This is a genomic window from Arthrobacter sp. CAN_A1 (assembly GCF_015751665.1).
GTDB lineage: Bacteria > Actinomycetota > Actinomycetes > Actinomycetales > Micrococcaceae > Arthrobacter_D.
In genome coordinates this window covers 47,930-71,874 of the sequence record NZ_JADOUR010000009.1, presented here as the reverse complement: position 1 = coordinate 71,874, position 23,945 = coordinate 47,930, and the positions used below count along the sequence as shown (strand labels likewise).

The 23,945-nt window shown below is 66.4% G+C and carries 18 protein-coding genes; 14 read left to right on the top strand and 4 right to left on the bottom strand.

Translation table 11 applies throughout. The features are described from left to right. Positions 1-6: 6 nt before the first annotated feature. From IWX62_RS11480 to IWX62_RS11465, 4 genes are all read left to right on the top strand, one after another. On the top strand, positions 7-2,727 hold the full coding sequence (locus tag IWX62_RS11480) for a bifunctional acetate--CoA ligase family protein/GNAT family N-acetyltransferase (protein ID WP_196841554.1): 2,721 nt from the start codon (positions 7-9) through the stop codon (positions 2,725-2,727). Between the two features lie 91 nt (positions 2,728-2,818). Then, positions 2,819-3,493, top strand: coding sequence for a DUF5998 family protein (locus IWX62_RS11475; RefSeq protein ID WP_196841553.1), 675 nt, complete (start codon positions 2,819-2,821; stop codon positions 3,491-3,493). A gap of 3 nt (positions 3,494-3,496) precedes the next feature. Then, positions 3,497-4,696, top strand: coding sequence for an alkaline phosphatase family protein (locus IWX62_RS11470; protein ID WP_196841552.1), 1,200 nt, complete (start codon positions 3,497-3,499; stop codon positions 4,694-4,696). Continuing rightward, complete coding sequence (locus IWX62_RS11465; RefSeq protein WP_196841551.1) at positions 4,689-5,405, top strand: thymidine kinase; 717 nt, start codon at positions 4,689-4,691, stop codon at positions 5,403-5,405. Before IWX62_RS11470 ends, IWX62_RS11465 begins: the two co-directional genes overlap by 8 nt. Before the next feature lie 66 nt (positions 5,406-5,471). On the opposite strand, the gene sepH is transcribed toward IWX62_RS11465, so the two are convergent. Then, the gene (gene sepH / locus IWX62_RS11460; protein ID WP_196841550.1) at positions 5,472-6,731 is read right to left on the bottom strand and encodes a septation protein SepH; all 1,260 of its coding nucleotides are present in this window, start codon (positions 6,729-6,731) and stop codon (positions 5,472-5,474) included. A gap of 240 nt (positions 6,732-6,971) precedes the next feature. Here sepH and IWX62_RS11455 point away from each other — a divergent pair, with 240 nt between their 5' ends. Beyond that, complete coding sequence (locus IWX62_RS11455) at positions 6,972-7,271, top strand: DUF4193 domain-containing protein (protein ID WP_196841549.1); 300 nt, start codon at positions 6,972-6,974, stop codon at positions 7,269-7,271. Positions 7,272-7,291: 20 nt separating this feature from the next. Here the strand turns inward: IWX62_RS11455 and IWX62_RS11450 are convergent, their stop codons facing one another. Further along, positions 7,292-7,756, bottom strand: coding sequence for a DUF3093 domain-containing protein (locus tag IWX62_RS11450; protein WP_196841548.1), 465 nt, complete (start codon positions 7,754-7,756; stop codon positions 7,292-7,294). A 124-nt stretch (positions 7,757-7,880) separates the two neighbouring features. On the opposite strand from IWX62_RS11450, the gene dut reads away from it, so the two are divergent. The 4 genes from dut (at position 7,881) to IWX62_RS11430 (ending at position 10,541) form a co-directional block, all read left to right on the top strand. After that, positions 7,881-8,375 (top strand): dUTP diphosphatase, encoded by a 495-nt coding sequence (gene dut, locus IWX62_RS11445; protein WP_196841547.1) that lies wholly within the window; start codon positions 7,881-7,883, stop codon positions 8,373-8,375. A gap of 174 nt (positions 8,376-8,549) precedes the next feature. Beyond that, the gene (locus IWX62_RS11440) at positions 8,550-9,371 is read left to right on the top strand and encodes a DUF3710 domain-containing protein (protein ID WP_442859258.1); all 822 of its coding nucleotides are present in this window, start codon (positions 8,550-8,552) and stop codon (positions 9,369-9,371) included. After that, positions 9,364-9,744, top strand: a complete 381-nt coding sequence (locus IWX62_RS11435; RefSeq protein ID WP_196841545.1) for an OB-fold nucleic acid binding domain-containing protein — start codon at positions 9,364-9,366, stop codon at positions 9,742-9,744. Before IWX62_RS11440 ends, IWX62_RS11435 begins: the two co-directional genes overlap by 8 nt. Further along, positions 9,741-10,541: a DUF3159 domain-containing protein gene (locus IWX62_RS11430; protein ID WP_196841544.1), complete on the top strand. Its 801-nt coding sequence runs from the start codon at positions 9,741-9,743 to the stop codon at positions 10,539-10,541. The genes IWX62_RS11435 and IWX62_RS11430 overlap by 4 nt, the downstream gene beginning before the upstream one ends. Here IWX62_RS11430 and IWX62_RS11425 read toward each other — a convergent pair. Next, positions 10,538-11,254 carry a potassium channel family protein gene (locus IWX62_RS11425; RefSeq protein WP_196841543.1) on the bottom strand — a complete coding sequence of 239 codons (717 nt, stop codon included), beginning with the start codon at positions 11,252-11,254 and terminating at the stop codon, positions 10,538-10,540. The two genes, IWX62_RS11430 and IWX62_RS11425, sit on opposite strands and share 4 nt — an antisense overlap. After that, positions 11,251-11,925: a potassium channel family protein gene (locus IWX62_RS11420; protein WP_196841542.1), complete on the bottom strand. Its 675-nt coding sequence runs from the start codon at positions 11,923-11,925 to the stop codon at positions 11,251-11,253. The genes IWX62_RS11425 and IWX62_RS11420 overlap by 4 nt, the downstream gene beginning before the upstream one ends. A 115-nt stretch (positions 11,926-12,040) precedes the next feature. On the opposite strand from IWX62_RS11420, the gene IWX62_RS11415 reads away from it, so the two are divergent. From IWX62_RS11415 to IWX62_RS11395, 5 genes are all read left to right on the top strand, one after another. After that, positions 12,041-14,017: an APC family permease gene (locus tag IWX62_RS11415; RefSeq protein WP_196841541.1), complete on the top strand. Its 1,977-nt coding sequence runs from the start codon at positions 12,041-12,043 to the stop codon at positions 14,015-14,017. Between the two features lie 102 nt (positions 14,018-14,119). Further along, entirely contained in the window at positions 14,120-15,451 is a 1,332-nt protein-coding gene (locus IWX62_RS11410; protein ID WP_196841540.1) for a class I SAM-dependent RNA methyltransferase, read from the top strand. Between the two features lie 30 nt (positions 15,452-15,481). Beyond that, complete coding sequence (acnA, locus tag IWX62_RS11405) at positions 15,482-18,295, top strand: aconitate hydratase AcnA (RefSeq protein WP_196841539.1); 2,814 nt, start codon at positions 15,482-15,484, stop codon at positions 18,293-18,295. A gap of 73 nt (positions 18,296-18,368) precedes the next feature. Further along, a complete protein-coding gene (gene dxs, locus IWX62_RS11400; RefSeq protein ID WP_196841538.1) occupies positions 18,369-20,342 on the top strand; it encodes a 1-deoxy-D-xylulose-5-phosphate synthase in 1,974 nt (657 codons plus the stop codon). Between the two features lie 418 nt (positions 20,343-20,760). Continuing rightward, positions 20,761-23,943: an Rne/Rng family ribonuclease gene (locus tag IWX62_RS11395; protein WP_196841537.1), complete on the top strand. Its 3,183-nt coding sequence runs from the start codon at positions 20,761-20,763 to the stop codon at positions 23,941-23,943. The last annotated feature ends 2 nt before the right edge of the window (positions 23,944-23,945 follow it).

The window sequence follows — 23,945 nt, the reverse complement described above, 5'->3', positions numbered from 1 at the left end:
GAGTCTATGGCGGCTGGCGGACATTACCCGGAATATTGGGAGGCCGACGTCGTGTTGCGGGACGGCGCCACAGCACATTTGAGGCCCATCTCGCCCGACGATGCGCCTGCAGTGCAGCACTTTCACATGCAGCAGTCCGAGAATTCGATCTACCTGAGGTTCTTCACCTACAAGTCGTCGCTGAGCAGCAAGGAACTCAAACGGTTCACCGAGGTGGATCACCAGGACCGGGTGGCGTTTGTGGTCACCCGCGGCGCCGACATTCTGGGCATCGGCCGGTACGACCGCCTCGATGACCCAACCGAAGCCGAGGTGGCCTTCAACGTCTCCGACGCACACCAGGGCCGCGGCCTCGGCTCCATCCTGCTGGAGCACCTTGCCGCGGCCGCCCGGGAAAACGGCATCAGCCGGTTCTCTGCCGAGGTGCTGCCGGAGAACCGCAAGATGATCACCGTGTTCGCCGAGGCTGGCTACGAGGTGCAGCGGCGCTTCGACGACGGCGTGGTGATGCTCCAGTTCAACATCGACCCCACCGACAAATCCCGCGCCGTGATGGAATCCCGCGAGCATCGCGCCGAGGCACGCAGTGTGGCCGACCTGCTCTCGCCGTCGTCGGTGGCGGTCATCGGGGCCAGCCGCGAGTGGGGGACGGTGGGGTATTCCTTCCTCGAACACATCATCGACGGCGGCTTCACGGGCGACGTGTACGCGGTGAACCCCGAAGCCTTCGAACTGGCCGGCATGATTTCTTTCGCCTCCATCGCCGAGGTGCCCGGACCTGTCGACCTCGCCGTGATCGCCGTCCCCTACGACCAGGTAGCTGCAGTGGTGGACCAGTGTGGGGCAGCCGGCGTGAAGGGCCTGCTCGTGGCCACCGCCGGGTTTGCCGACGACGGCGCCGACGGGCTGGCGCGGCAGCGGACCCTGGTCCACCGGGCCAGGGCTTACGGGATGCGGGTGGTGGGACCGGCGTCGTTGGGCCTGGTCAACACGCACCCCGACGTCCGCCTCAACGCGTCGATGGCCCCCGCGCTCCCCGCCGCCGGCACCCTGGGCTTGTTCAGCCAGTCCGCGGCCATCGGCGTCCTCCTCTACGCGGCGTCCGGACGCCGCGGACTGGGCCTCAGTTCCTTCGTCTCGGCCGGCAACCGGGCAGACATTTCGGGCAATGACGCCATGCAGTACTGGGAAGACGACCCCTCCACCCGTGCCGTGGGCCTGTACCTTGAATCGGTCGGCAACCCGCGCAAGTTCTCCCGGATTGCCCGCCGCCTCTCCAAAACCAAACCGGTAATTGTTGCGAAGTCCGATGTGATGGGTCTTCAGCTGCCGCCCGGCCACGCAGTGCGCACCACCCAGGCGCCGGCCGGTGCCCTCGACGCGATGCTCCGGCAGTCAGGGGTCATCCGGGTGGAAACCACCGCTCAGCTCGTTGACATCGCCCAGATCCTGGTCAGCCAGGCGCTCCCGGCCGGACCGGGCCTCGCGGTCTTCAGCAATTCGCTGGCGCTCGGCAAGGTGGTGGCTGACGCCGCCGCGGCACAGGCGCTCGATGTGCGGAGGCTGGTCACTGACCTTGACCTTGACACCGGCCAGTCCATCGCCCTGCCCGCGCTGCGTCGTGCTGTCCTGGCTGCGCTGGCCGACGACGAGGTGCACTCGGCAGTCATCGCACTGCTTCCCGCGCCGGGGCTGACCGTCGAAGCGATCGCCGACTGCCTGAGGGACTGCGCCGAGACGGCTCATAAACCGGTGGTGGCGTCCTTCGCCGGCATCCTTGATCCCGCCGTGCAATCCGACGGCCTGTTGGCCGCGCCCACCGGGCAGCCTGTGGCCCGGGCCGATCAGGAACTACTGCCGAGCCAGCGCGGGTTGCCCTGCTACGCCGGACCCGGAGCAGCGGTTGCGGCCCTGAGCGCGGTAGTGACCTACGCCCGCTGGCGTTCCCGGGACAATGGTGGCTTCCACGAACCGTCGGACATCGATCCGGACGGGGCAGGGGCCGTGCTCCGCCAGGCCCTGACCCGGGTTGACGGTGACGGACTGACCCGGTTGGACCCGACCGAGGCTGCCACCCTGCTGGGCCACTACGGTGTCGCGCTGCTCCCCGCGATCCGGTTCACCACCGCGGACGAGGCAGTGGCCGCAGCGGACCAGCTCGGCTGGCCTGTGGTCATCAAAACCGTCGACGAACACCTCCGGCACCGCCTCGATCTTGGCGGCGTCAGGCTGAACATCGAGGACGCCGGGTCGCTCCGCCAGAATATTGCCCAGATGGAAAAGGTGCTGGCACCCTTCGGCGTCAGCGGCATGGAAGTCCAGTCCATGGCACCTTCCGGGCAGGCCTGCACGCTCCGCGCCATCGAGGATCCGCTGCTGGGGCCGGTACTCTCCTTCGGCCTGGCGGGGGACGCGGTCGACCTCCTCGACGACTGGGCCCACAGCATCCCGCCACTGTCGACAGTGGACATCTCCGATCTGGTCAGGGCCCCCAAAGCCGCACGCAAGCTGTTTGGGTACAACGGTCTGCCCGCCACCGACATCGCGGCAATCGAAGACCTCATCGGCAGGGTGGCAGTGCTCAAGGACAAACACCCGGAAATTGCCCTGCTCGAATTCAATCCGGTACTGGTTTCTGCCTCAGGGCTGGTCATCCTCAGCACCGACATCCTGGTGGGCAATCCGCAGCGGCGCACCGACAGTGCCCGCCGCGCCATGCGTGACTGATCGCTGGCGGGGTGACGATGCCAACGCTGACGGCGCGCCCCGCCGGTCACCGGGTTAGGCAGCGGGTGCCCGGGTGGGGGAAACTGGAGGTATGACATCGCTTTCCGCTGAACGCCGCAGCCTCGACGCCTCCCTGGAACGGGCCGGTTTCTACCCGCGCCTCGTCGCGGACACGGTGCACGATGCCCTCGACGGGCGGGAACCGCTCTCCCACGTGGTGCACCTCGAAACCCACTTCGAACGCAATGAAGTGCACCGGCACATCACCGTGCTGGTCCTCACCGAGGACATGCTGGTGATCACCCATGTCGATGACCAGCAGCTGGACGAGGACGGGCAGCAGATGATGGCCCAGGTCTCCACCGAGTCGGTGCCGGTCAGCCAGATCCGTTCGGTGGTCCTCAGCTACCTGTACGCCCAGCCGCAGGACTACAAGCCCTCCGATCAGGCACGCGAGCTCACCCTGGCCATCGCCTGGTCCGGAGGCCAACGGCTCGACATGGGCCCGGCGGGCTGCAGCGACCCACAGTGCGACGCCGACCACGGGTACACCGGCACCATTTCCCAGGAGGACATTGTGCTGCGCGTCAGCGCGGAGGCCGACGGTATGCAGGCCGTCCAGAACGCCAAGTCATTCGCCCGGGCCCTTCGAAAGGTCAATACCGCCAACCCGGTCACCCCCGCTGCCGCCAGTACCGTCGCCCCTGCCCCCCGCAGGCAGCCAGGTTTGGGCGCCCGGTTCAGCCGCACCCACCACCAGGGCTAGCCGTTGGCGGAACACGACACCTCACACCGGGACGCCCTCCCGGCGGCGCCGGCCTATGGCCGCAGTACAGTCGCTGAAGTCTTCACCAGCGCGGCAGCGGCCCTGGGGCTCCACACGACGTCGGGGCCGTTCAACAACGCGCTGGGACTCCCGGCAGCCTCGCGGGTCTGCGTGGTGGTGGTCGACGGGCTCGGCCTGACCCTGCTGAAGAAACGCGGCGGACACGCACCGTTCCTGCGCAAACACCTGGACAGTTCACGGACCATCGGATCTGCCTTCCCTTCGACTACCGCCGCGTCCCTGGGGAGCCTGGGCACCGGGTTGCCGCCCGGCCAGCACGGGCTGGTGGGGTACGACGTCCTCGACCCGGACCAGGACAAGGTGGTCAACATGCTGGGCGGCTGGGACGCCGGGGTGGACCCGCTGCGCTGGCAACCGTATCCCTCAGTCTTTGAACAGGCGGCTGGTCAGGTTCCGGTGGTCAGCGTGTCCCTGCCCAAGTTTGCCGATTCGGCGATGACCAGGGCGGCCCTGAGGGGCGGCAGCTATGTCGCTGCGGGCACCCTCCAGGCCAGGGTGCGGACCGCCCACGAACAACTCGCCGCATCCGAGCGGTCCCTGGTGTATCTCTACCTGAATGAGATGGACAAGGCGGGACACCGGTACGGCTGCGGTTCGGCAGAGTGGGGCAACCAGCTCGAGGACGTCGACGCAGCCATCAAAACCCTTACAGCCCGCATACCCTCCGACACGCTGCTGCTCCTCACCGCCGATCACGGCATGGTCGACGTCGACGAGGCCCACCGCTACGACTTCTCCACTGAACCGGCGCTCATCGACGGGGTGGCGCACACCGCTGGCGAACCGCGGATGCTGCACCTTTACTTCGAACCCGATCTCTCAGTCCAGAGCCGCGAACGGCTTGCCCGCGCCTGGCAGGCCGCCCACGGCCAGTCCGCCTGGATCTTCACCCGCAATCAGGCGGTCTCCGCCGGCCTGTTCGGCCAGGTGGACCAGCGGGTGCTGCCCCGCATCGGTGACCTCATGGTGGCGGCCAGGGAACCCATCGCGCTGTATGACCGGCGCCGCACCGCCGCATCGGCGATGGAGGTGGTCGGCCAGCACGGCTCACTCACCCGCGCCGAACGGGACGTGCCGCTCCTGACCTTGAACCGTCCCGGCGGGAGGGCCACCCGTGGCTGAACTCATCTTCTTCTCCGGCACTATGGACTGCGGCAAGTCGACGCTTGCCCTGCAGATGGACCACAACCATCGGGCCCGCGGCCGTGCAGGGCTCCTCTTCACCTCCCACGACCGTGCGGGGGAGGCGATGATCTCGAGTCGCCTCGGCCTGCAGACCGGAGCCGTGGAAGTCACCGACGTGACGGACTTCTGGGCGGAAATTGTCCGTCGGCGCACCAGCGCCGAAAGGGTCGACTACCTGATCTGCGACGAGGCCCAGTTCTACACGGGCGCGCAGATCGATCAGCTGGCACGCATCGTCGACGAGATGGATGTCGACGTCTTCGCGTTCGGCATCACCTCAGACTTCAGGACGAGGCTGTTCCCGGGCTCCCAGCGGCTCATCGAACTCGCTGACCGGGTGCAGGTTCTTCAGGTGGAGGCACTGTGCTGGTGCGGCCGCCGCGCTACCCACAATGCACGCACCATCGACGGAATCATGGTGGTTGAGGGTGACCAGGTGGTGGTGGGGGACGTGGAGCTCGTCGCACCTGCACGGGATCCGCTGCAAGCCGAGCTGCCCCTCATCGAGGGAGTGGCGGACACTACGCCGCGCACTCCGGTCACCGGGTACGAGACATTGTGCCGCCGCCATCACACCCGCCGGGTCACGCTGAGCACTGCGACGGCCATGAAGAGCAACGAGATTTTGCTCCCGTTTTCCAGCTAGCGGGTTTTCCAGCTAGTTCAAGGGAGCTGTGGGTGAGTCACCGGGCCGGCATGAAGCCGACATGAACTAGTCGCTTTTGGTGCCAAAAACGATTTCATCCCAGCTGGGCACGCTCGACCGTTTCGGCCGGATCTTCCGGTCGGACGGCTCCTCAGCCGGTTTGGGTGAGCTGTCGGAGGCAGTCGGGCGATCCTGCGCCGGTCCCCGGTCCTGGGAGGGTTCCTCTCGGCTGGCTGCCGGCTGTGCTGGCCGGTTGGGCCGGGCGAAGATGCTGATCTCCCGGGTTTCGGTGCTTACGGAGTCGAACAGCCGCGGTGTGCCGTCGCTGTAGGTTGCCTTGCTATCGAGACCTGACTCGACGTCGTCGGCAACTGATGGTGCGAGGCTCAGACCCGCGAACCTGCGCGGCTCGGCAGCGTCATCATCGGACGGGTCTGGCGTGTCAGTTACATCGCCCTCGGATGGGCGGGGATGGGCGGCCGGGATGCTGCCCTTGGCCAGCAGGTGGGCCAGGGCGTCATCGCCGTCCTCGTCCACCCCCAGCCGCTGTCCGCGGCGCGACCGGAGGACGTCAAGCAGATTATCCGAGGCTTCTTCCTCGGGGGCTGCCTCTGGAGCTTTCTGGGCTTCAAAGTCAAACACATGATCGGCAACGGCGCTGAGTTTCCGTGAGGGAAGCGGACCATCCAGCGGCTCCAGTTCGCTGAGCAGCTGAGCCCACCGGTTGGTATTGAGGACCGTTTTCCGGCTCGGATTGAAAGTCCACTGGGCTGGAGGTTCCTCGCCCACAGTCACCCGGGTATCTGCAGCCAGGTCAAACCGTGCGACGACGTTCCACAGACCATCGGGGCGGCGCCAGGCGTCCCATTCAACAGCAGTGGAATCCACACCATAGGCCTGCAACCGGTACGCGACCATGTCGCCGAGCTGGGCAGGATTTTCGCCGAAGGCCGAGCGGTAGCCGTCGTGGGACGGGAGGGGGGACGATACTTCCACACGCTGCGCCAGGATGGCCATGTAATCGCGTTCAGCGCGCACCGGGCTCTCGTAGCGGAGTACCTGGGCGAGATCCTGTCCTGACTCGTCGACGATGTCCTGCGCTGTGGCTCCGCTCCGGATCCGTGACTGAATGTCGCGGGGGGAGAGCGGAACAACTGGTTTTCCGGCAGGTGGGGGCGGGGTGGAGATCTTGGGTTGTTCCATGGGGCGGGAGACCGCCATGCGCAGCGCCTCGTTGATCGGCAGGCTGAAAGTGGAGCCGTTCTCGCCGTTCAAGAGCAGGTGTCCACCATCCTCGTGAACACCCACCAGCCGTAGTTCCTGCATGAAAATCCTCCGAGCCGACATTGCTTCCTTACCCTGAAACTCTGCCACCTGTGAGCCGACATGCCTACTACACCGGTGGTGTGGCGTGGAACTTTCGCCGCCGATTGGGTTCAAAGTGGGTTGGTCGGCAACAATCTGTTGCGGACGGGCACAAAAAGGCGCCTGCCAGCGTTGGACTCGACGTTGGACAGTCACGAGTCCAGGACGACCCCCAGAACACCGGAGAGTGAACACGCAACTATGGCGACCGATTACGACACGCCACGAACCACCCACGACGACGCCGGCGAGGACTCGATCGAGGAATTGAAAGCCCATCGCGCCACGCACCAGTCGCCTGTGGTCGACGAGGACGAACTCGAGGCCGCCGACTCCTTTGAGTTGCCCGGCGCTGATCTGTCCGCCGAGGAAGTCCAGGTCCGGATCCTCCCCGCGCAGGCGGATGAGTTCACCTGCGCCTCCTGCTTCCTGGTACGCCACCGGTCACAGATTGCCAAGCACCTGGGCGACCTGGCGTTCTGTAGCGACTGCGAGGGCTGACCCCACCACCGTCTGACCGGTCAGGCCTTCAGTGCTGCCAGCAGTTCCTCAGGGCGCCGGGTGGACGTCAGCCAATAGGGGGTGGGGTCGTCCGGGTCGGTGATCGCCACCCGCACCACCGGGGAGATCCAGCCGCGGATGCAAAGATAAGCAGTCGCATTGAGTAACGGACCTCGCTGAGCGGTGGCGTCCTCGCCGGTGTGCGCCGAGGCCTCACCCAGGAAGCGACGTTCGATCGTCGCACGTCCCACCGTCAGATGCGTGGCTGACACGAGGATTCGCGGCGTCGAGAGCACCAGCAAAGTTCCGAGGACGACGGCGACGACGATTGCGGCAATGAACCCGGTGGTCAAGTTGATCGGGGCGAAGGTGACCACCGACGCCCCGGCGGCGCCAGCGGCGACCAGCCAGATCCAGGGCGCCGGCCAGAGCCGCTCCTCGTAGAGTGCCGTACCGACCGATGAACCTGACGTGGGTGTTGACATACCCCAACCATCCCAGATTTCCCGGCCCACTTCATCCCCGCGCTCCGACACCCGGCGCCCGGCTGTCGCTCAGGTTTTCGCGCTAGAGTGAAGCCCTCACCCGAACCATCGAGGCAGCTGGAGTATGAACGTGCTGGACCCACAGCAGAGACTTCCCGTGCAGATCACCCTGCTCGACGGCGCCATGGCACCACCGGAGTACGCACAGCCGGGCGACGCCGGGGCCGACCTCAGGACCCGCATCGATTTCCGGTTGGCGCCTGGAGAACGGGCACTGGTGCCCACCGGGGTGGCCATCGCCTTGCCCGACGGCTACGTCGGGTTGGTCCATCCGCGGTCGGGGCTGGCAACGAAGCACGGGGTGACAGTGGTGAACGCCCCCGGCACGATCGACGCCGGGTACCGTGGCGAAATTTCGGTCACGCTGCTCAACACCGACCAGACCGAATCCCTCACCTTCACGCGGGGGGACCGGATTGCCCAGCTCCTCATCCAGCGGGTGGAACACGCTGAATTTACCGTGGTCGAGGAGCTTCCGGAATCGGTCCGCGGCAGTGCGGGCTTCGGTTCCACCGGAGGCTACAGCGTCGACGCTGCAGCTCATCCGACCCACGCATAACCTCAAGGACAAACAGATCTGGGATCCCCTGCCGGGGGCTCCCACACACCCAAGGAAAGGAACCCAATCATGGTTTTTGGGCGCCTGAAGAAGAAGCAACCAACCCTCCCGGCGGAAGACACCGCAGCCGCTGATGCGCCGGTCGAGACTCCCGAGCAGGGTTCACCCACCGCGGTGGCAACGTCGGAACCAGCCGAAGCAGGAGCAGCCGGACCAGCCGAAACAGCCGGACCGGCCGAGCCAGCCGAAACAGCCGGACCGGCCGAGCCAGCTGAGGCAGCAGATTCCACCGCGGCGGCTGATGCGGCACCAGCCGCGCCGTCGGAGGCCGGACCAGCCGACGCTGGCGAGCCCGCTGCGGGCGTCGTCGTCTCCCGAAGCAACGGCCCCTTCGATCTTTCTGAGAAGGCTTCGGAGGCCGGTTACATCGACCTGGGGGCGCTGCGCATCGGGGCCGCCGAAGGCCTTCAGCTTCGTCTGGAGGTAGAGGAAAAGACCAAGCGGGTCATCGCCGTCACCCTGGACCTCAACGGATCAAACCTGCAGCTGCAGGCCTTCGCGGCACCCCGGACCGACGGTCTCTGGGACGAGATCCGCTCCCAGATCGGCACCTCGGTCGGTTCGCAGGGCGGCACCGTCCAGGACCGGGTCGGCGCGTTCGGCACTGAGCTGGTCGCCAAACTGCCGGCCCAGACACCGGAGGGGCAACCGGGCTACCGGGTGGCCCGCTTCGTGGGGGTGGACGGCCCACGCTGGTTCCTCCGCGGCGTGATCGGCGGACCGGCGGCCATCAACCGTGAGGCAGCAGCGCCCATCGAGGAGCTCTTCCGCAACGTGGTGGTGGTCAGGGGAGACCACCCCCTTCCACCACGCGAACTGCTGCAGCTTCGCCTGCCGAAGGAGACGGCGACGGCGGCACCCGCCGAGCCCGCCCAGCAGGCCCCCGATCTCACTGATCCGCTCAAGCGCGGGCCCGAGATCACCCACATTGGCTGACCGACCCGGGCTGGACGGCCCGAACGCACGACGCCGGGCGGCCACAGTCGCGGAGCTCCCCACCCGCGGGAGGGCCCGGGCTCGGGGATTCATTTCACGGATCACCATCCTGCCGCATGGCTCGGCACCACAGTTTGCTGCGGTGGTCTCGGATGACGACCCGCCCGCGCCTGGTGGAGCCGAGCGCCGCGACGGGCAGCGCCGCCGGCGGCCGGCCCAGGTTCGCCTGGTCTGGATCGGGCAGCGGCGGGTGCCCGGGATTGAAGCGGGAACCCAGATAGCGTTCGAAGGAATGGTCAGCCCTGTCGACGGGATGCCCACCATCTACAATCCGCGTTACGAAATTATTGGCCGTCCGGAGGCACAGCAGTGAGTACCACCCCAACCCCGAGCACCCCACCCGAGGGCGATCCAGCGCGCAGTCAGGGGCTCACGGCAGCCGAGCTCGCCGAACAGTACGCTGCCAAGTCGGGGATGCAGCGCGCCGAGAACGGCCAGATCGATGTGCTCCAGTCGATCGGCGGCGTCCGAGGCCTGGCGGAAAGCATCCTCCCGGGGCTGATCTTCACAGTCATTTTCACGATCAACCAGGATCTGCAGAGCTCACTGATCGCCGCCATCGCTGTGGCAGCGGTCTTCTCGATCATCCGGCTGGTCTCACGGAGCCCGCTCACGCAGGCGCTCTCGGGACTGATCGGCGTCGCCATCTGCGCCTTTGTGGCCGGCCGGACCGGTAACGCCGAGGACTTCTTCGTTCCCGGGTTCTTCACCAACGGCGCCTACATTATTGCCATGGTGATCTCCATCGCGGTCCGCTGGCCGATCGCCGGACTGCTGTTCGGGTTCATCAGGGGTGAGGGTGTGGACTGGCGGAAGGACCCACAGCGGGTCAAGGCCTACATCATTGCCACCTGGATCATCATCGCCGTCCTCGGCCTGCGGCTCGCCGTGCAGATGCCGCTGTACTTCGCCGAGAATTTTGTGGCGCTGGGCACCACGAGGCTCATTATGGGCCTCCCGCTCTACGCCCTTGGCCTCTGGTTGGCCTGGCTGGTGTCTCGTCCCGCAGCGAAGCTGACGGAAGCTACCGGGGCACAGGGTCCAGGCGCGCAGGGCCCAGGGGTGCAGGATCCAGAGGTGCAAGACCCCGAAGCGCCGGAACGCCGCTAGGGAAGGCCCGGCGCGTCAACCGGCGCGCCGTCGTCGGGCAGGTCCGATTCTCCCGGCACGGCGAGCAGGACGCTGCGCAACGCGTCCTCGGCTGCGATCGCGGCGATCAGGAACAGCTCATCACCGGGTTCGACGACGTCGTCGGGGCTGGGGGTGATGGACGCGTCATCGCGGAGGATCGCCACCACCGTGCAGTCCTCGGGCAGGATCAGGGAGCCGAGGGTCCGCCCCACAATGGGGGACTCCTGCGGAACGGTGAACTCCACAATGGAGGTCACGCCGCTCTGCAGGGTGAGCAACCGCACCAGGTCGCCAATCTCCACTGCCTCTTCCACCAGGGCAGTCATCAGCCGGGGCGTATTGACAGCGACGTCAACACCCCACGAGTCGTCGAACATCCAGTCGTTTTTCGGGTTGTTGACCCGGCCCACGGTCCGGCCCACACCAAACTCGCTTTTGGCGAGCAGCGACACCACCAGGTTGACCTTGTCATCGCCGGTGGCAGACACGACCACGTCGGCCTCATCCAGCCGGGCGTCCTTGAGGGTGGTCAGCTCGCAGGCGTCGCCGATCAGCCATTTGGCGCCCTTGAGCCCGCTACGGCCTATCACCTCGGGCTTCTCGTCAATCAACAGAATCTCGTGGTTGTTGGACAGCAGCTCCTTGGCGATCGACGAGCCAACGCTCCCCGCGCCCGCAATGACTACTCTCACTCTGATTCCTCCACAGGTTTCTTGGTCAGAATGCGGCCAATTTCGTCGGTGGCGTCGGTTTTCATCATGGCGTGCACAATGTCGCCTTCCTGGTAGCTGGTCTCCGGGGTGGGCAGGAAGCCCTCGCCGAACCGGGTGAGGTAGGCGATACGGATTCCCGAGGCGGCCTCAATGTCAGCCAGGGACCGGCCGAGCCAGCCGTCGTGCAGGGCCAGTTCACCGAGGATGAGGCGCCCCGACGTCTCCCTGAAGTCACCGTTGATGCTCTGCTCCGGGAGGATCCGCCGCAGCACCTGATCGGCGCTCCAGCGGACCGCCGCGACGGTGGGAATGCCGAGCCGCTGGTAGATTTCGGCGCGGCCGGGATCATAGATCCGTGCCACTACGTGCGGCACATGGAAGGTTTCCCTGGCCACCCGGGTGGCGAGGATGTTCGAGTTGTCACCGCTGGACACCGCGGCGAAGGCGTACGCGTTCTCAATATCGGCGTTCTTCAGGGTGTCCCGGTCAAAACCGACGCCGGTCACCTTCCGGCCGCCGAAGGACCCCCGGAGCCGGCGGAAGGCACGGTCATCCTGATCGATGATGGCAACGGTGTGCCCCGACTCATCCAGCGTGTGGGCAAGGCTGACGCCCACCCTGCCACACCCCATGATTACAAAATGCGCCACCCGTGCCACCTGCCGTTCGAACCGATTTGTCAACGCGGCCCTCTTCGGGGGCCCTGCGTCCGCTGCACCCAGCCTAATGGAGTTGCGGCAGCCGAAACGCGCTAGTCTGTGGGCTGTGCTGACTTTCTTTGAAGCCGTCAAGCGGGTGCTGGTGGGCAAGCCGTTCCGCAACGACCGGCTGCGGCATCAGACCCTGCCCAAGCGGATCGCGATGCCGGTGTTCTCGGCCAATGCCCTCTCTTCCGTCGCGTATGCACCCGACGAAATCCTGCTGACCCTGGCGCTTGCCGGCCTCGCCGCCGTGTCCGTGTCGCCCTGGGTGGGGCTGGCCGTCCTGGTGGTGCTGCTGGTGGTGATTGCCTCCTACCGGCAGGCAGTCCATGCCTACCCCACAGGTGGTGGTGACTACGAGATTGCCCGCCGTAACCTGGGCAGCTCAGCGGGTCTCACCGTGGCGTCGGCCCTGATGGTCGACTACGTGCTGACCGTTGCCGTCTCCGTGTCTGCAGCAGCCCACTACCTGATCGCCCTGGCGCCCGGACTGGCGGGTGGGCAGACGACGATGGCGGTGGCCGGCGTCGTCGTCCTCGTCCTCCTGAACCTGCGCGGGGTCACCCGGAACGCCCTGGTGTTGGCCATCCCCACCTACGTCTTCCTTGCGGGGATCCTGGGGATGTGCGCTGTGGGAATCATCCAACGGTTGACTGGGACGCTGGGTGAGGCGCCCAGCGCCAGGTTTGAGATCATTCCCGATCCGGCGCTCGACGCCGGCCTCGTGGGTCTGGCGGGGGCGCTACTGATCCTGAGGGCATTCTCCGCCGGCGCAGCAGCGCTGACCGGCGTTGAGGTTCCGAGCGCCAACGTGCCCAGTTTCCAGGCCCCGCGGAGCCGCAACGCCGCCTCCACCCTGTTGCTCCTGGGGGTCACTGCGGGCGCCATGATGGCCGGGGTGATCTACCTTGCCAACGCGGCGAAGGTCCATGTGGTGCAGAACCCCCAGGAACAGCTGCTGCTGGATGGCAATCCTGTGTCGGCCGACTACATCCAGAACCCTGTGGTCAGCCAACTGGCGCGCACCATTTTCAGCGATGCAGCACTTCCGTTCATCCTGGTGGTCGGCGCCACCGCCCTGATCCTGGTGCTGGCCGGCCACGCCGCGTTCAACGGGTTCCCCGTGCTCGCCTCGATCCTCGCCAAGGACGGCTACCTGCCGCGCCAGCTGCGGACCCGCGGTGACCGGCTGACCTTCAGCAACGGCATCCTCGCCCTCGGGGCCGGTGCCATCCTGCTGATCGTGGTCTTCAGCGCCGACGTGACCCAGCTCGTCCAGTTGTATATTGTCGGCGTGTTTGTGTCGTTCACGGCCAGTCAGGCCGCGCTCATCAAACACTGGACCCGTGAGCTACGCAGCACCGCCGACAAGAAACGCCGCTGGCGGATGAAGAAGTCCCGCTCCATCAACACGGTCGGCTTTGTGCTGACCGCTGCGGTGCTGGTGGTGGTGTTGGTCACCAAGTTTGAATACGGGGCCTGGATCGCGGTGCTGGCCATGGTGGTGCTGTTCGCCGTGATGCACAGCATCAAACGACACTACGACCAGGTGGCGCGCGAGCTGGCTCTCGACGACTCCACTTTCTCCCGCGCCCTGCCATCCCGGGTGCACGCAGTGATCCTGGTGTCCCACGTCCGCAAACCCGTCCTGCGGGCGCTGGCATTTGCCCGCGCATCACGGCCCTCCAAACTGGACGCAATCGTCGTCGACGTTGATCCCGAGGAAACCGAGCGGACGCTCCAGGATTGGGAACGATACGAGATCCCGGTACCCATCACCGTCCTCGCCTCGCCCTACCGGGACACGATCATGCCCATCATGGAGTACATCCGCAGCATCCGCAGCGACTCGCCCCGCGACCTGATCGTCGTGTACATCCCCGAGTACGTGGTGGGACGATGGTGGGAACAACTGGTCCACAACCAGACAGCACTTCGCATCAAGACCCGGCTCCACTTTGAGCCTGGCGTGATGGTGGCAAGTGTCCCGTGGCAGCTCGCGTCCTCGGACACCGCGCGGAAGTTCCAGGACCTCCAGTGACAGCGCTCCAGTGACCCATCCCCAGCGACGCAGACCATGAATGACACAGACCGAATGACACAGACAGTGAATGACACAGACAGTGAATGACAAGGACCAGCAGTGAGCATTGACCCGTCAGAGATCCTCGACCTGACCATCGGCCCGGTGGCCCACGGGGGCCACTGCGTGGCCCGCCATGAGGGCAGGGTCATCTTTGTCCGCCACGCCCTGCCCGGTGAACGGGTGCGGGTCAGGCTGACTGAGCACGACGACGGCGCAAGCTTCTGGCGCGCTGACGTCATCGAGGTGCTTGAGGCATCGGAGCACCGGGTCAACCATCCCTGGCCGCTGGCCGATGCACTGCTGGCGGCCCACCGCGGTGCCGCACCGGTGGGCGGGGCCGAATTCGGCCACATTGCCCTCCCCGCCCAGCGTCAGCTCAAGGGGACGGTCTTCAGCGAACAGCTCAGGCGGCTGGCAGGAATTGACCGGACCGTCGAGGTCGAAGCCGTCCCCGATGAAACGCCCAACGGCCTGAGATGGCGCACCCGGGCCAGCTTCGCGGTCGACCCCGACGGCCACCTGGCCATGCACGCCCACCGCTCGGACGAGTTGATCCCCGTCGCCGAAATGCCATTGGCCGTCGACGCGATCAACGAATTGCACCTGTGGACCGTCAATTTCACTGGAATCCAGCGGGTGGAAGTGGCAGTTGGCTCGGCTGATGGCCCGCCGCTGGTGTTGCTGGTTCCCGCACCCGGTGCACGGCGGAAACAGACCGCCGCAGTGATTCACCAGCTCGACGGCCCCTCCGTGGCCCTCTGGGATCCGGACAAGGGAACAATCGAGCGGGTCCGCGGCAGGACCTGGCTCGCGGAAACCGTCGGATCGCAGACCTACCGGATCACCGGCGATGGTTTCTGGCAGATCCACCGGGGCGCTCCATCGCTCCTCATGAACGCTGTGCTGGACGGTCTTGACCTTCAGCCGGGGGAGCGCGCCGCCGACCTGTACTCAGGGGCGGGGTTGTTCACTGCACCGATCGCCGACGCCGTGGGGGAGACGGGCAGCGTGCTGGCCGTAGAGGGCTCGTCCGGTGCGTCCCGTGACGCGAAACGGAACCTGCACGGCCGCACCCAGGTCGACATCGTGCAGGGCAAGGTCGATCGGGTGCTCGGCGAACGCAAACCGGATCTCGACGTCGTCGTGCTGGACCCGCCGCGCGCCGGCGCCGGTCAGGCGGCCATCACCGAAGTCATCGCCGCCGGACCGCGGGCCGTCGGGTACGTCTCCTGCGACCCGGCGTCGTTCTCCCGCGATGTGGGCTACTTCCAGCAGGCGGGATGGGAACTGGACTCGTTGCGCGTTTTTGATCTGTACCCGCACACCCATCACATGGAGTCCTTCGCTGTGCTCCGGCCGGGACGGGGATCGGAAACGCCCACCAGCTAGGATGACAATGCAGGCGAGAGGAGTCCAGCGGTGAGCACTGTGGACAGCTTCGGTTCCAAGGGTGTACTTGAGGTCGCCGGAACCGAATACGAGATCTTCCGGCTGAGCGCGGTCGACGGCGCCCAGAGCCTTCCTTTCAGCCTCAAGGTGTTGCTCGAGAATCTGCTCCGCACCGAGGACGGGTCCAACATCACGGCCGGGCATGTCAGTGCGCTGGCAGGCTGGAACGCCGACGCCCAACCGGCCACCGAGATCCAGTTCACTCCCGGCCGCGTCATCATGCAGGACTTCACCGGTGTGCCCTGCGTCGTCGACCTCGCCACCATGCGTGAGGCGGTCAGAGACCTAGGCGGGGACCCGAACCGGGTCAACCCTCTCGCTCCGGCTGAACTGGTCATCGACCACTCGGTGCAGATCGATGTGTTCGGCAGCGCCGACGCGGTCGAACGCAACATGGACATCGAATACCAGCGCAATGGCGAGCGGTACCAGTTCCTCCGCTGGGGGCAGAGCGCCTTCGACGACTTCCTGGTGGTGCCGCCCGGTACCGGGATTGTCCATCAGGTGAACATCGAATACCTGGCCCGCGTCGTGATGATCCGTGAGCTCACCCCGGGGGACACCACCATCCTGCAGGCCTACCCCGACACCTGTGTTGGCACCGACTCGCACACCACCATGGTGAACGGGTTGGGTGTCCTGGGCTGGGGTGTGGGCGGCATTGAGGCCGAGGCGGCCATGCTGGGCCAGCCGGTCTCCATGTTGATCCCCCGCGTGGTGGGCTTCAAGCTCACCGGTGAGATCCCTGCCGGTGCCACCGCCACCGACGTCGTTCTCACCATCACCGAGATGCTGCGGAAGCACGGGGTGGTGGGCAAGTTCGTCGAGTTCTACGGTGAAGGCGTCAGCGCTGTGCCCCTGGCGAACCGCGCCACCATCGGCAACATGAGCCCCGAATTCGGTTCCACCGCCGCCATGTTCCCGATCGACGACGTCACCCTCGACTACCTGCGGCTCACCGGCCGGTCAGCGCAGAATGTCGCGTTGGTCGAGGCCTATGCCAGGGAACAAGGCCTCTGGCACGACCCCGCACGGGAGATCCGCTTCTCCGAGTACCTCGAACTTGACCTCTCAACGGTGGTCCCTTCGATCGCCGGGCCGAAGCGCCCCCAGGACCGGATCGAACTCACCGACGCGAAAAAACAGTTCCGCAAGGACATCAACAACTACGTCAGCTCGGTCGATGACGCGGCCCTGGACGAGGCACTTGAAGAGTCCTTCCCGGCCTCCGATGTCCCGGCAATGACGTCGACGCTGCGGCATACCGGGGGAGGGAACGCCATCGGGCGGCCGTCGAAGCCAGTCCAGGTCACCCTGTCCGACGGGCGGGCGTTCGAGCTGGATCACGGGGCGGTCACCATCGCGTCGATCACCTCGTGCACCAACACGTCGAACCCGTCGGTGATGCTCGCCGCGGCGCTGCTGGCCCGGAACGCGGTGGACCGCGGGCTCACCTCCAAACCGTGGGTGAAGACGTCAGTCGCCCCCGGATCCCGGGTGGTCACCGACTACTACGACAAGTCCGGTCTCACTCCCTATCTGGAAAAGCTCGGCTTCTATGTGGTCGGATACGGCTGCGCCACCTGCATCGGTAATTCGGGCCCGCTCGACGCCGACATCACCACAGCGATCCAGGACAACGACCTGTCGGTAGCCGCAGTGCTCTCCGGCAACCGCAACTTTGAGGGGCGCATCAACCCTGACGTGAAGATGAACTACCTGGCGTCACCGCCACTGGTGGTCGCCTACGCGCTGGCCGGCACCATGGACTTCGACTTCGGCGCCGATCCGCTGGGTCAGGACAGCGACGGGAACGACGTTTTCCTGGCCGACATCTGGCCCAGTCCAACCGAGGTCCAGCAGACCATCGACTCGTCCATCGACCAGGCCATGTTCGTCAAAGGATACGAAGGCGTGTTCGATGGGGATCACCGGTGGAAAGCCCTTGACACTCCTGAGGGCGACACCTTCGCGTGGAACGAGAAGTCCACCTATGTGCGCAAGCCCCCCTACTTTGAAGGGATGAGGGCCGTCCCGGATCCGGTGACCGACCTTTCGGGTGCGCGGGTGCTGGCCCGGCTGGGAGACTCGGTGACCACGGACCACATCAGCCCTGCCGGCTCCTTCAAATCGGACAGCCCGGCCGGACGCTACCTGCTGGAGCAGGGCGTGGCACGGAAGGACTTCAACTCCTACGGGTCCCGGCGGGGGAATCACGAGGTGATGATCCGGGGAACTTTCGCCAACATCCGGCTGCGGAACACCCTGCTGCAGGGGGTGGAGGGCGGATTCACCCGCGACTTCACCCAGACCGGCGGGCCGCAGGCCTACATCTACGACGCCGCGGTGAACTACGCGGCGGCCGGCATTCCCCTGGTGATCCTTGCCGGCAGGGAATACGGGTCCGGTTCCTCCCGCGACTGGGCTGCGAAGGGCACCGCGCTGCTCGGCGTCCGCGCCGTCATCGCCGAAAGCTACGAACGGATCCACCGCTCCAACCTGATCGGCATGGGCGTGTTGCCGCTCCAGTTCCCGCCAGGGGAAAGCGCCGCCACCCTGGGCCTCACCGGCACCGAGACGTTCGCCGTCGACGGCGTAACCGTCCTCAACGAGGGCACCACCCCCGCGACCGTGAAGGTCACTGCCGTGCCCGAGGAAGACGGCGACACGATCACCTTCGACGCTGTGCTGCGCATCGACACCCCGGGTGAGGCGGACTACTACCGCAACGGCGGTATTCTTCAGTACGTGCTACGTCAGCTCACAGCGATCGAGCGCCTCTGACCGCCAACCCGCGTTAGAGTTAATCACCCGCAGGTGCACGTCCCGCGGGAATGACCAACGCAAGGAGGCTCCGATGGGACTCTTGGAAACCATCCGCCACCCCCAGGACCTCAGCCGGCTGACCGGCGACCAGCTGGTCCGCCTGGCAGCGGAAATCCGTGACTTCCTCATCACGAATGTGTCCCGCACCGGAGGCCACCTCGGCCCCAATCTGGGAGTCGTCGAACTGACACTGGGCATGCACCGGGTCTTCGACTCGCCCCGCGACGCGATCATCTTCGACACCGGCCACCAGTCCTACGTGCACAAACTACTGACCGGGCGGCAGGACTTCAGCACGCTCCGCCAGCAGGGCGGCCTCTCCGGCTACCCCTCCCGCGCCGAATCCGAACACGATGTCGTGGAAAGCTCCCACGCGTCCTCCTCCCTGTCCTGGGCCGACGGCATCTCACGCGCCCGGGTGATCGCCGGTGAAGGCGACCGCTACACCGTGGTGCTGGTGGGCGACGGCGCCCTGACCGGCGGCATGGCGTGGGAAGCGATCAACAACATTGCGGCCGACAAACGGCGTCGCGTCGTCATCGTGGTCAACGACAACGGCCGGTCCTACGCGCCGACCATCGGGGGAGTTGCCGACTACCTTGCCTCCCTGCGGCCCACCCTTGACACGGTCCGCACCCACCGCGTGTACGAGGGGACCCTCGACTGGTCCAAACGGCGCCTCCAGAACGGTGGCGCGCTGGGCCGCTTCACCTACAAGAGCCTGCACGCCACGAAAAAGGGCATCAAGGACTGGTGGGCACCCCAGGGATTGTTCGAAGACCTGGGCATGAAGTACGTCGGACCCATCGACGGCCACGACATGGCAGCCGTTGAGCACGCACTGCACCAGGCCCGGAACTACGAGGGCCCCGTGATCGTGCACGCGATCACCGAGAAGGGGTACGGCTATGCGCCCGCCCGGGCCGACGACGCCGACCAGTTCCACGCCGTCGGCATCATCGACCCCGAAACTGGCCAACCGGTCGGCGCGGCCGGCCCGCAGTCCTGGACCAGCGTGTTCGCCGACGAGATTGCTGCCATCGCCGATGAGCGCAAGGACATCGTCGGCATCACCGGCGCCATGCTGATCCCCGTGGGGCTGCACAAATTTGCCGAGAAGCACCCGGAGCGGGTGTTCGACGTCGGCATCGCCGAGCAGCACGCACTCACCAGCGCCGCGGGAATGGCGTTCGGCGGGCTGCACCCGGTGGTGGCGTTGTACTCAACATTCCTGGGCCGGGGGTTTGACCAGCTCCTGATGGACGTCGCGCTGCACAAGGCTGGCGTCACCGTGGTCCTTGACCGCTCGGGTGTCACCGGCCCTGACGGCGCAAGCCACCACGGCATGTGGGACATGGCAATGCTGCAGATTGTCCCCGGGCTGCACCTGGCGGCGCCTCGTGACGCCACCAGGCTCCGCGAAGAACTCAGGGAAGCGGTCGCCATTGGCGACGCGCCAAGCGTGGTGCGGTATTCGAAGGGCGCCGTCGGCGCCGAAGTACAGGCCATTGACCGGCTCGACGACGGCGTCGAGGTGCTGGCCCGCCGGCCGTCCGGTTCGAGCAACAACGACGTCCTGATCGTCAGTATCGGCGCCATGAGCGAACTGGCCCTCGACGTTTCCAACCGGTTGGGCGCCCAGGGCATCAGCTCAACGGTGATTGATCCGCGTTGGGTGCTCCCCGTCCGCCAATCGGTGATCAAGATGGCGGCCGAGCACCGGATCGTCATCGTGATTGAGGATGGCGTGCGTGCTGGCGGCGTCGGGTCACGGATCCGGCAGGAAATGCGCGCCGTCGGGGTGGACACCGCTCTGAATGAGGTGGGATTGCCCGTGGAATTCCTTGACCACGGCACGCGGAGCGAAGTGCTGGAACGGGTCGGGTTGACCGCGCGGAAGGTAGCCCAGGACGTCGTCGAGCAGGTCCTGGGTACCAGGGTGCCCGTCGCCCGCCCGCTCCCCGGACACCATTCACCAGTAACCGGGCAACTGCCCACGCTCTGAACCGTCCGCACGGCCGGACGATGAGCGCCCGGAAGCGAAAAATGCTGAACGCGAAAAGCAGGGCCTCAGAAATAGTCTGTGAGACAATGAACGTGGCTGGCAGGGGAACCACATTCCCCGGCCGGTCCAGTGACAGGCTTCCGGCTGTGCTGGCGACGCTTCTGCGTGCATCGTGAAAACATCCTGACGGATGGGATGCCGAGAATCCGCTGTGCAGGCCAACCGTTGGGAAAGCAGCGGATAGGGAAAAGCGCCACTGGTCTTCGAGTGATGCCGCACCCACGGATGGTGCGACCTCGAAGCTCACTTAGACGACTTCCGGTAGACGCGAGGCGCCAAGGTCCGCGGACAACCGACATACTGCCCCCGGGGGCGTCGGAATGTGGCCGACGCCGCAGGGGCTGGAGCAAAACACCATATGGATAATCAGCAGAACCCCACGGAACAGATTCAGGACGCCGCACAGGAACAGCTCGACGTTCCGGTGAAGAAGGCACCCAGGACCCGCCGCAAAAAAGTAGAGCCTGCGGCAGGTGCCGGCACCGAGCCAGCCGCCACTGAAGCCACCGCGCCAAAGCGTCGTGCGACGCGAAGCCGCAAGGTTGCCCCCAACGACGTTGTCATCCCTGACGAGCCCGCCACACCCCCCACCGGTGCCGGCGAGTCGACGGCCGACGCAGCGAACGCCACAGCCACCACCACTGACCCGGGTGTAGGCCCGGCAGCCGAACCAGCCGAACCAGCCGAACCAGCCGCCGGGGAACCGGTGAAGGCTCCTACCCGCCGCCGCGCCCCACGCAAGGCCAGCAGCCCCACCGGAGCGCCCGCCCCGGTCGCACTCCCAGCAGAGCAGGCGCAGCCCCCCGTGGCCCAGACGGCTGTCGTCGTCGCTCCCGATGCAACCGATGGTCCCGACGCTGCCCCCGCACCGGTGAGGAAGACCACGCGTCGCCGGTCGACCGCTGCACAAAAGCAGGTCCCCGCACCCGAAGACACCATCCCCGCCGCAACGGACGAGCAGATTGCTCCCCCGGCCGCACCGGCCGCACCGGCCGCACCGGCCGCACCGGCCGAGCCGCCGGCAGTGGCGGAAGCACCGGCCGGGCAGGCCGCCCCGGAGGCGGCACCCGTGTCGTCGGCATCCGACCCCTTCGCCATTCCCGCGTCCCTGTTCCACGCCCCCGATCTCACTGTCACCCCCACCGCAGCCAGAAAAGCCGACGTCGTGACGGCGTCTGACTCCGAGGATGATGACGACGACGGCGACACCGAGTCCGGAGGGCGCCGCCGCCGTCGTAACCGCCGTAGCCGGGGCAAGGGCCGCAGCGACCAGGACGCCACCACCGATGAATCCGTAGCGGGTCCCGAAGCCGATTCCGACGGCGACAACGAGGACGGCGTGACCTCACGTCGTCGCCGGAGGCGCCGCCGTGGAGACCAGGACCTGGAACTGACCGGAGGTCAGGACGACGATCCTCCCAACACGGTGACCCGGGTGCGGGCCCCACGGCAGGTGCAGGAGACCGCGCCCTCCAACAAGGTCACCAGCGTCAAGGGATCCACCCGTTTGGAGGCCAAGAAGCAGCGGCGCCGCGAGTCGCGCGACACCGGTCGCCGCCGCCAGGTCATCACCGAAGCAGAGTTCCTCGCCCGCCGCGAATCCGTGGACCGGCAGATGATTGTCCGCCAGCGCGACGACAGGATCCAGATTGCTGTCCTGGAAGACGGGCTGCTCGCCGAGCACTTCGTGTCCAAGACCCAGCAGGACTCGCTGATCGGCAACGTGTACCTGGGCAAGGTCCAGAACGTGCTGCCCAGCATGGAAGCGGCCTTCGTTGACATCGGCCGCGGCCGCAACGCCGTCCTGTACGCCGGTGAGGTCAACTGGGACGCGTCACGCCTCGACGGGCAACCACGCCGCATCGAACTGGCGCTGAAGTCCGGCGACACCGTCCTGGTCCAGGTCACCAAGGACCCGGTGGGCCACAAGGGCGCCCGTCTCACCAGCCAGATTTCCCTTCCCGGCCGCTACCTGGTGTACGTGCCGGGCGGCTCGATGACCGGGATTTCCCGGAAGCTGCCTGATGTGGAACGGAACCGTCTCAAGCGGATCCTCAAGGATCGTCTCCCCGAGAATGCCGGCGTCATTGTGCGCACCGCTGCGGAGGGCGCCAGCGAGGAAGAGTTGACCCACGACATCAACCGGCTCCGGTCCCAGTGGGAAACCATTGAAGCCAAATCGGGTTCCACAAAGTCACTCGCCCCCGAACTGCTGTACGGGGAGCCGGACCTGACTATCAAGGTGGTCCGCGACGTCTTCAACGAGGACTTCTCCAAACTCATCGTCTCCGGTGAGGAAGCCTGGGACACCATCGAGGCTTACGTCATGTACGTGGCCCCCGATCTGGTGGGCCGCCTGGAAAAGTGGACCGGCAACGAGGACATTTTCTTCGCCAGCCGGATCGACGAACAAATCCACAAGGCCCTCGACCGGAAGGTGTTCCTTCCCTCGGGTGGGTCGCTGGTCATTGACCGTACCGAGGCCATGACCGTGGTGGACGTCAATACCGGCAAGTTCACGGGCAGCGGCGGAAACCTCGAAGAAACGGTCACGAAGAACAACCTTGAGGCCGCTGAGGAAGTGGTCCGTCAACTCCGGCTGCGGGATATCGGCGGCATCATCGTCATCGACTTCATCGACATGGTCCTGGAAGCGAACCGGGACCTGGTGCTGCGCCGCATGGTCGAATGCCTCGGCCGGGACCGCACCAAGCATCAGGTTGCGGAGGTGACCTCCCTCGGCCTGGTCCAGATGACCAGGAAGCGGATGGGCACCGGGCTCCTGGAAGTCTTCGGCGAGAACTGTGAGCACTGTGGTGGGCGCGGCGTTGTCACGCACGACGAGCCGGTCGAACACAAGCGGCACGTCGTCGCCCCCGATAACCACCAGCAGCATCTCCGCCAGGAGAAGGTGTCCCGCAGCGAACGCAAGCGCAACCGCAGCCGGTCCAGCTCACCGGCCGACGATGAGCAGCAGTTGCCCGAGGCGCCGCAGGACGACGCCGAACGGCAGGCCCGCGCGGAGGCTGCGCGGGTGGCCCTGGCCAGTATCGCCGCCGCCACCCACGCAGCGCATGAAGCCGAGGGACACCCAGCGGCCGACGCCGCCGCTGAAGTGGTGCTCACGATCAACGGGGAAACCGTCAGCCTGCCTCGAGCCGAGAGCAGTGACGCGGAGGTACAGGAAGCACGGCGGTTGACGCTCGATAGCCTGACCCAGGCATTCGACAGGAAGCCGGCAACAGCCGACTCCGCCGCCGAACCCGCTGCAGCACCGGCTGTCGTCCGCACCCCGGAACCAGTAGTGGCGCCGGAGTCTGCTCCCCGCAATCCGCGGCGGAACCGTCGCAGGGCAGCCAGCAGCCCGCAGGGGACCGCTGCGACGTCGGCTATCGAACGGAAGCAGGCAGACCAGCAGGAGACGGCTGGGCAGCCAGCCGCGCGGTTTGTGGCAACGGCCCAGGCCGCGCCACGGAAGGTCACGCCTGCCAGGGATGAACCGATGATCCTTGGGGTTGGCGTTCCCGCGTCCGAGTTGTAGGT

What these genes read in the sequence shown, in the direction of transcription:
- IWX62_RS11480 (WP_196841554.1), top strand. Translation starts at nt 7, where the DNA reads ATGGCGGCTGGCGGACATTACCCGGAATATTGGGAGGCCGACGTCGTG.
- IWX62_RS11475 (WP_196841553.1), top strand. Translation starts at nt 2,819, where the DNA reads ATGACATCGCTTTCCGCTGAACGCCGCAGCCTCGACGCCTCCCTGGAA.
- sepH (WP_196841550.1), bottom strand. Translation starts at nt 6,731, where the DNA reads ATGCAGGAACTACGGCTGGTGGGTGTTCACGAGGATGGTGGACACCTG.
- IWX62_RS11455 (WP_196841549.1), top strand. Translation starts at nt 6,972, where the DNA reads ATGGCGACCGATTACGACACGCCACGAACCACCCACGACGACGCCGGC.
- IWX62_RS11450 (WP_196841548.1), bottom strand. Translation starts at nt 7,756, where the DNA reads ATGTCAACACCCACGTCAGGTTCATCGGTCGGTACGGCACTCTACGAG.
- dut (WP_196841547.1), top strand. Translation starts at nt 7,881, where the DNA reads ATGAACGTGCTGGACCCACAGCAGAGACTTCCCGTGCAGATCACCCTG.
- dxs (WP_196841538.1), top strand. Translation starts at nt 18,369, where the DNA reads ATGGGACTCTTGGAAACCATCCGCCACCCCCAGGACCTCAGCCGGCTG.
- IWX62_RS11395 (WP_196841537.1), top strand. Translation starts at nt 20,761, where the DNA reads ATGGATAATCAGCAGAACCCCACGGAACAGATTCAGGACGCCGCACAG.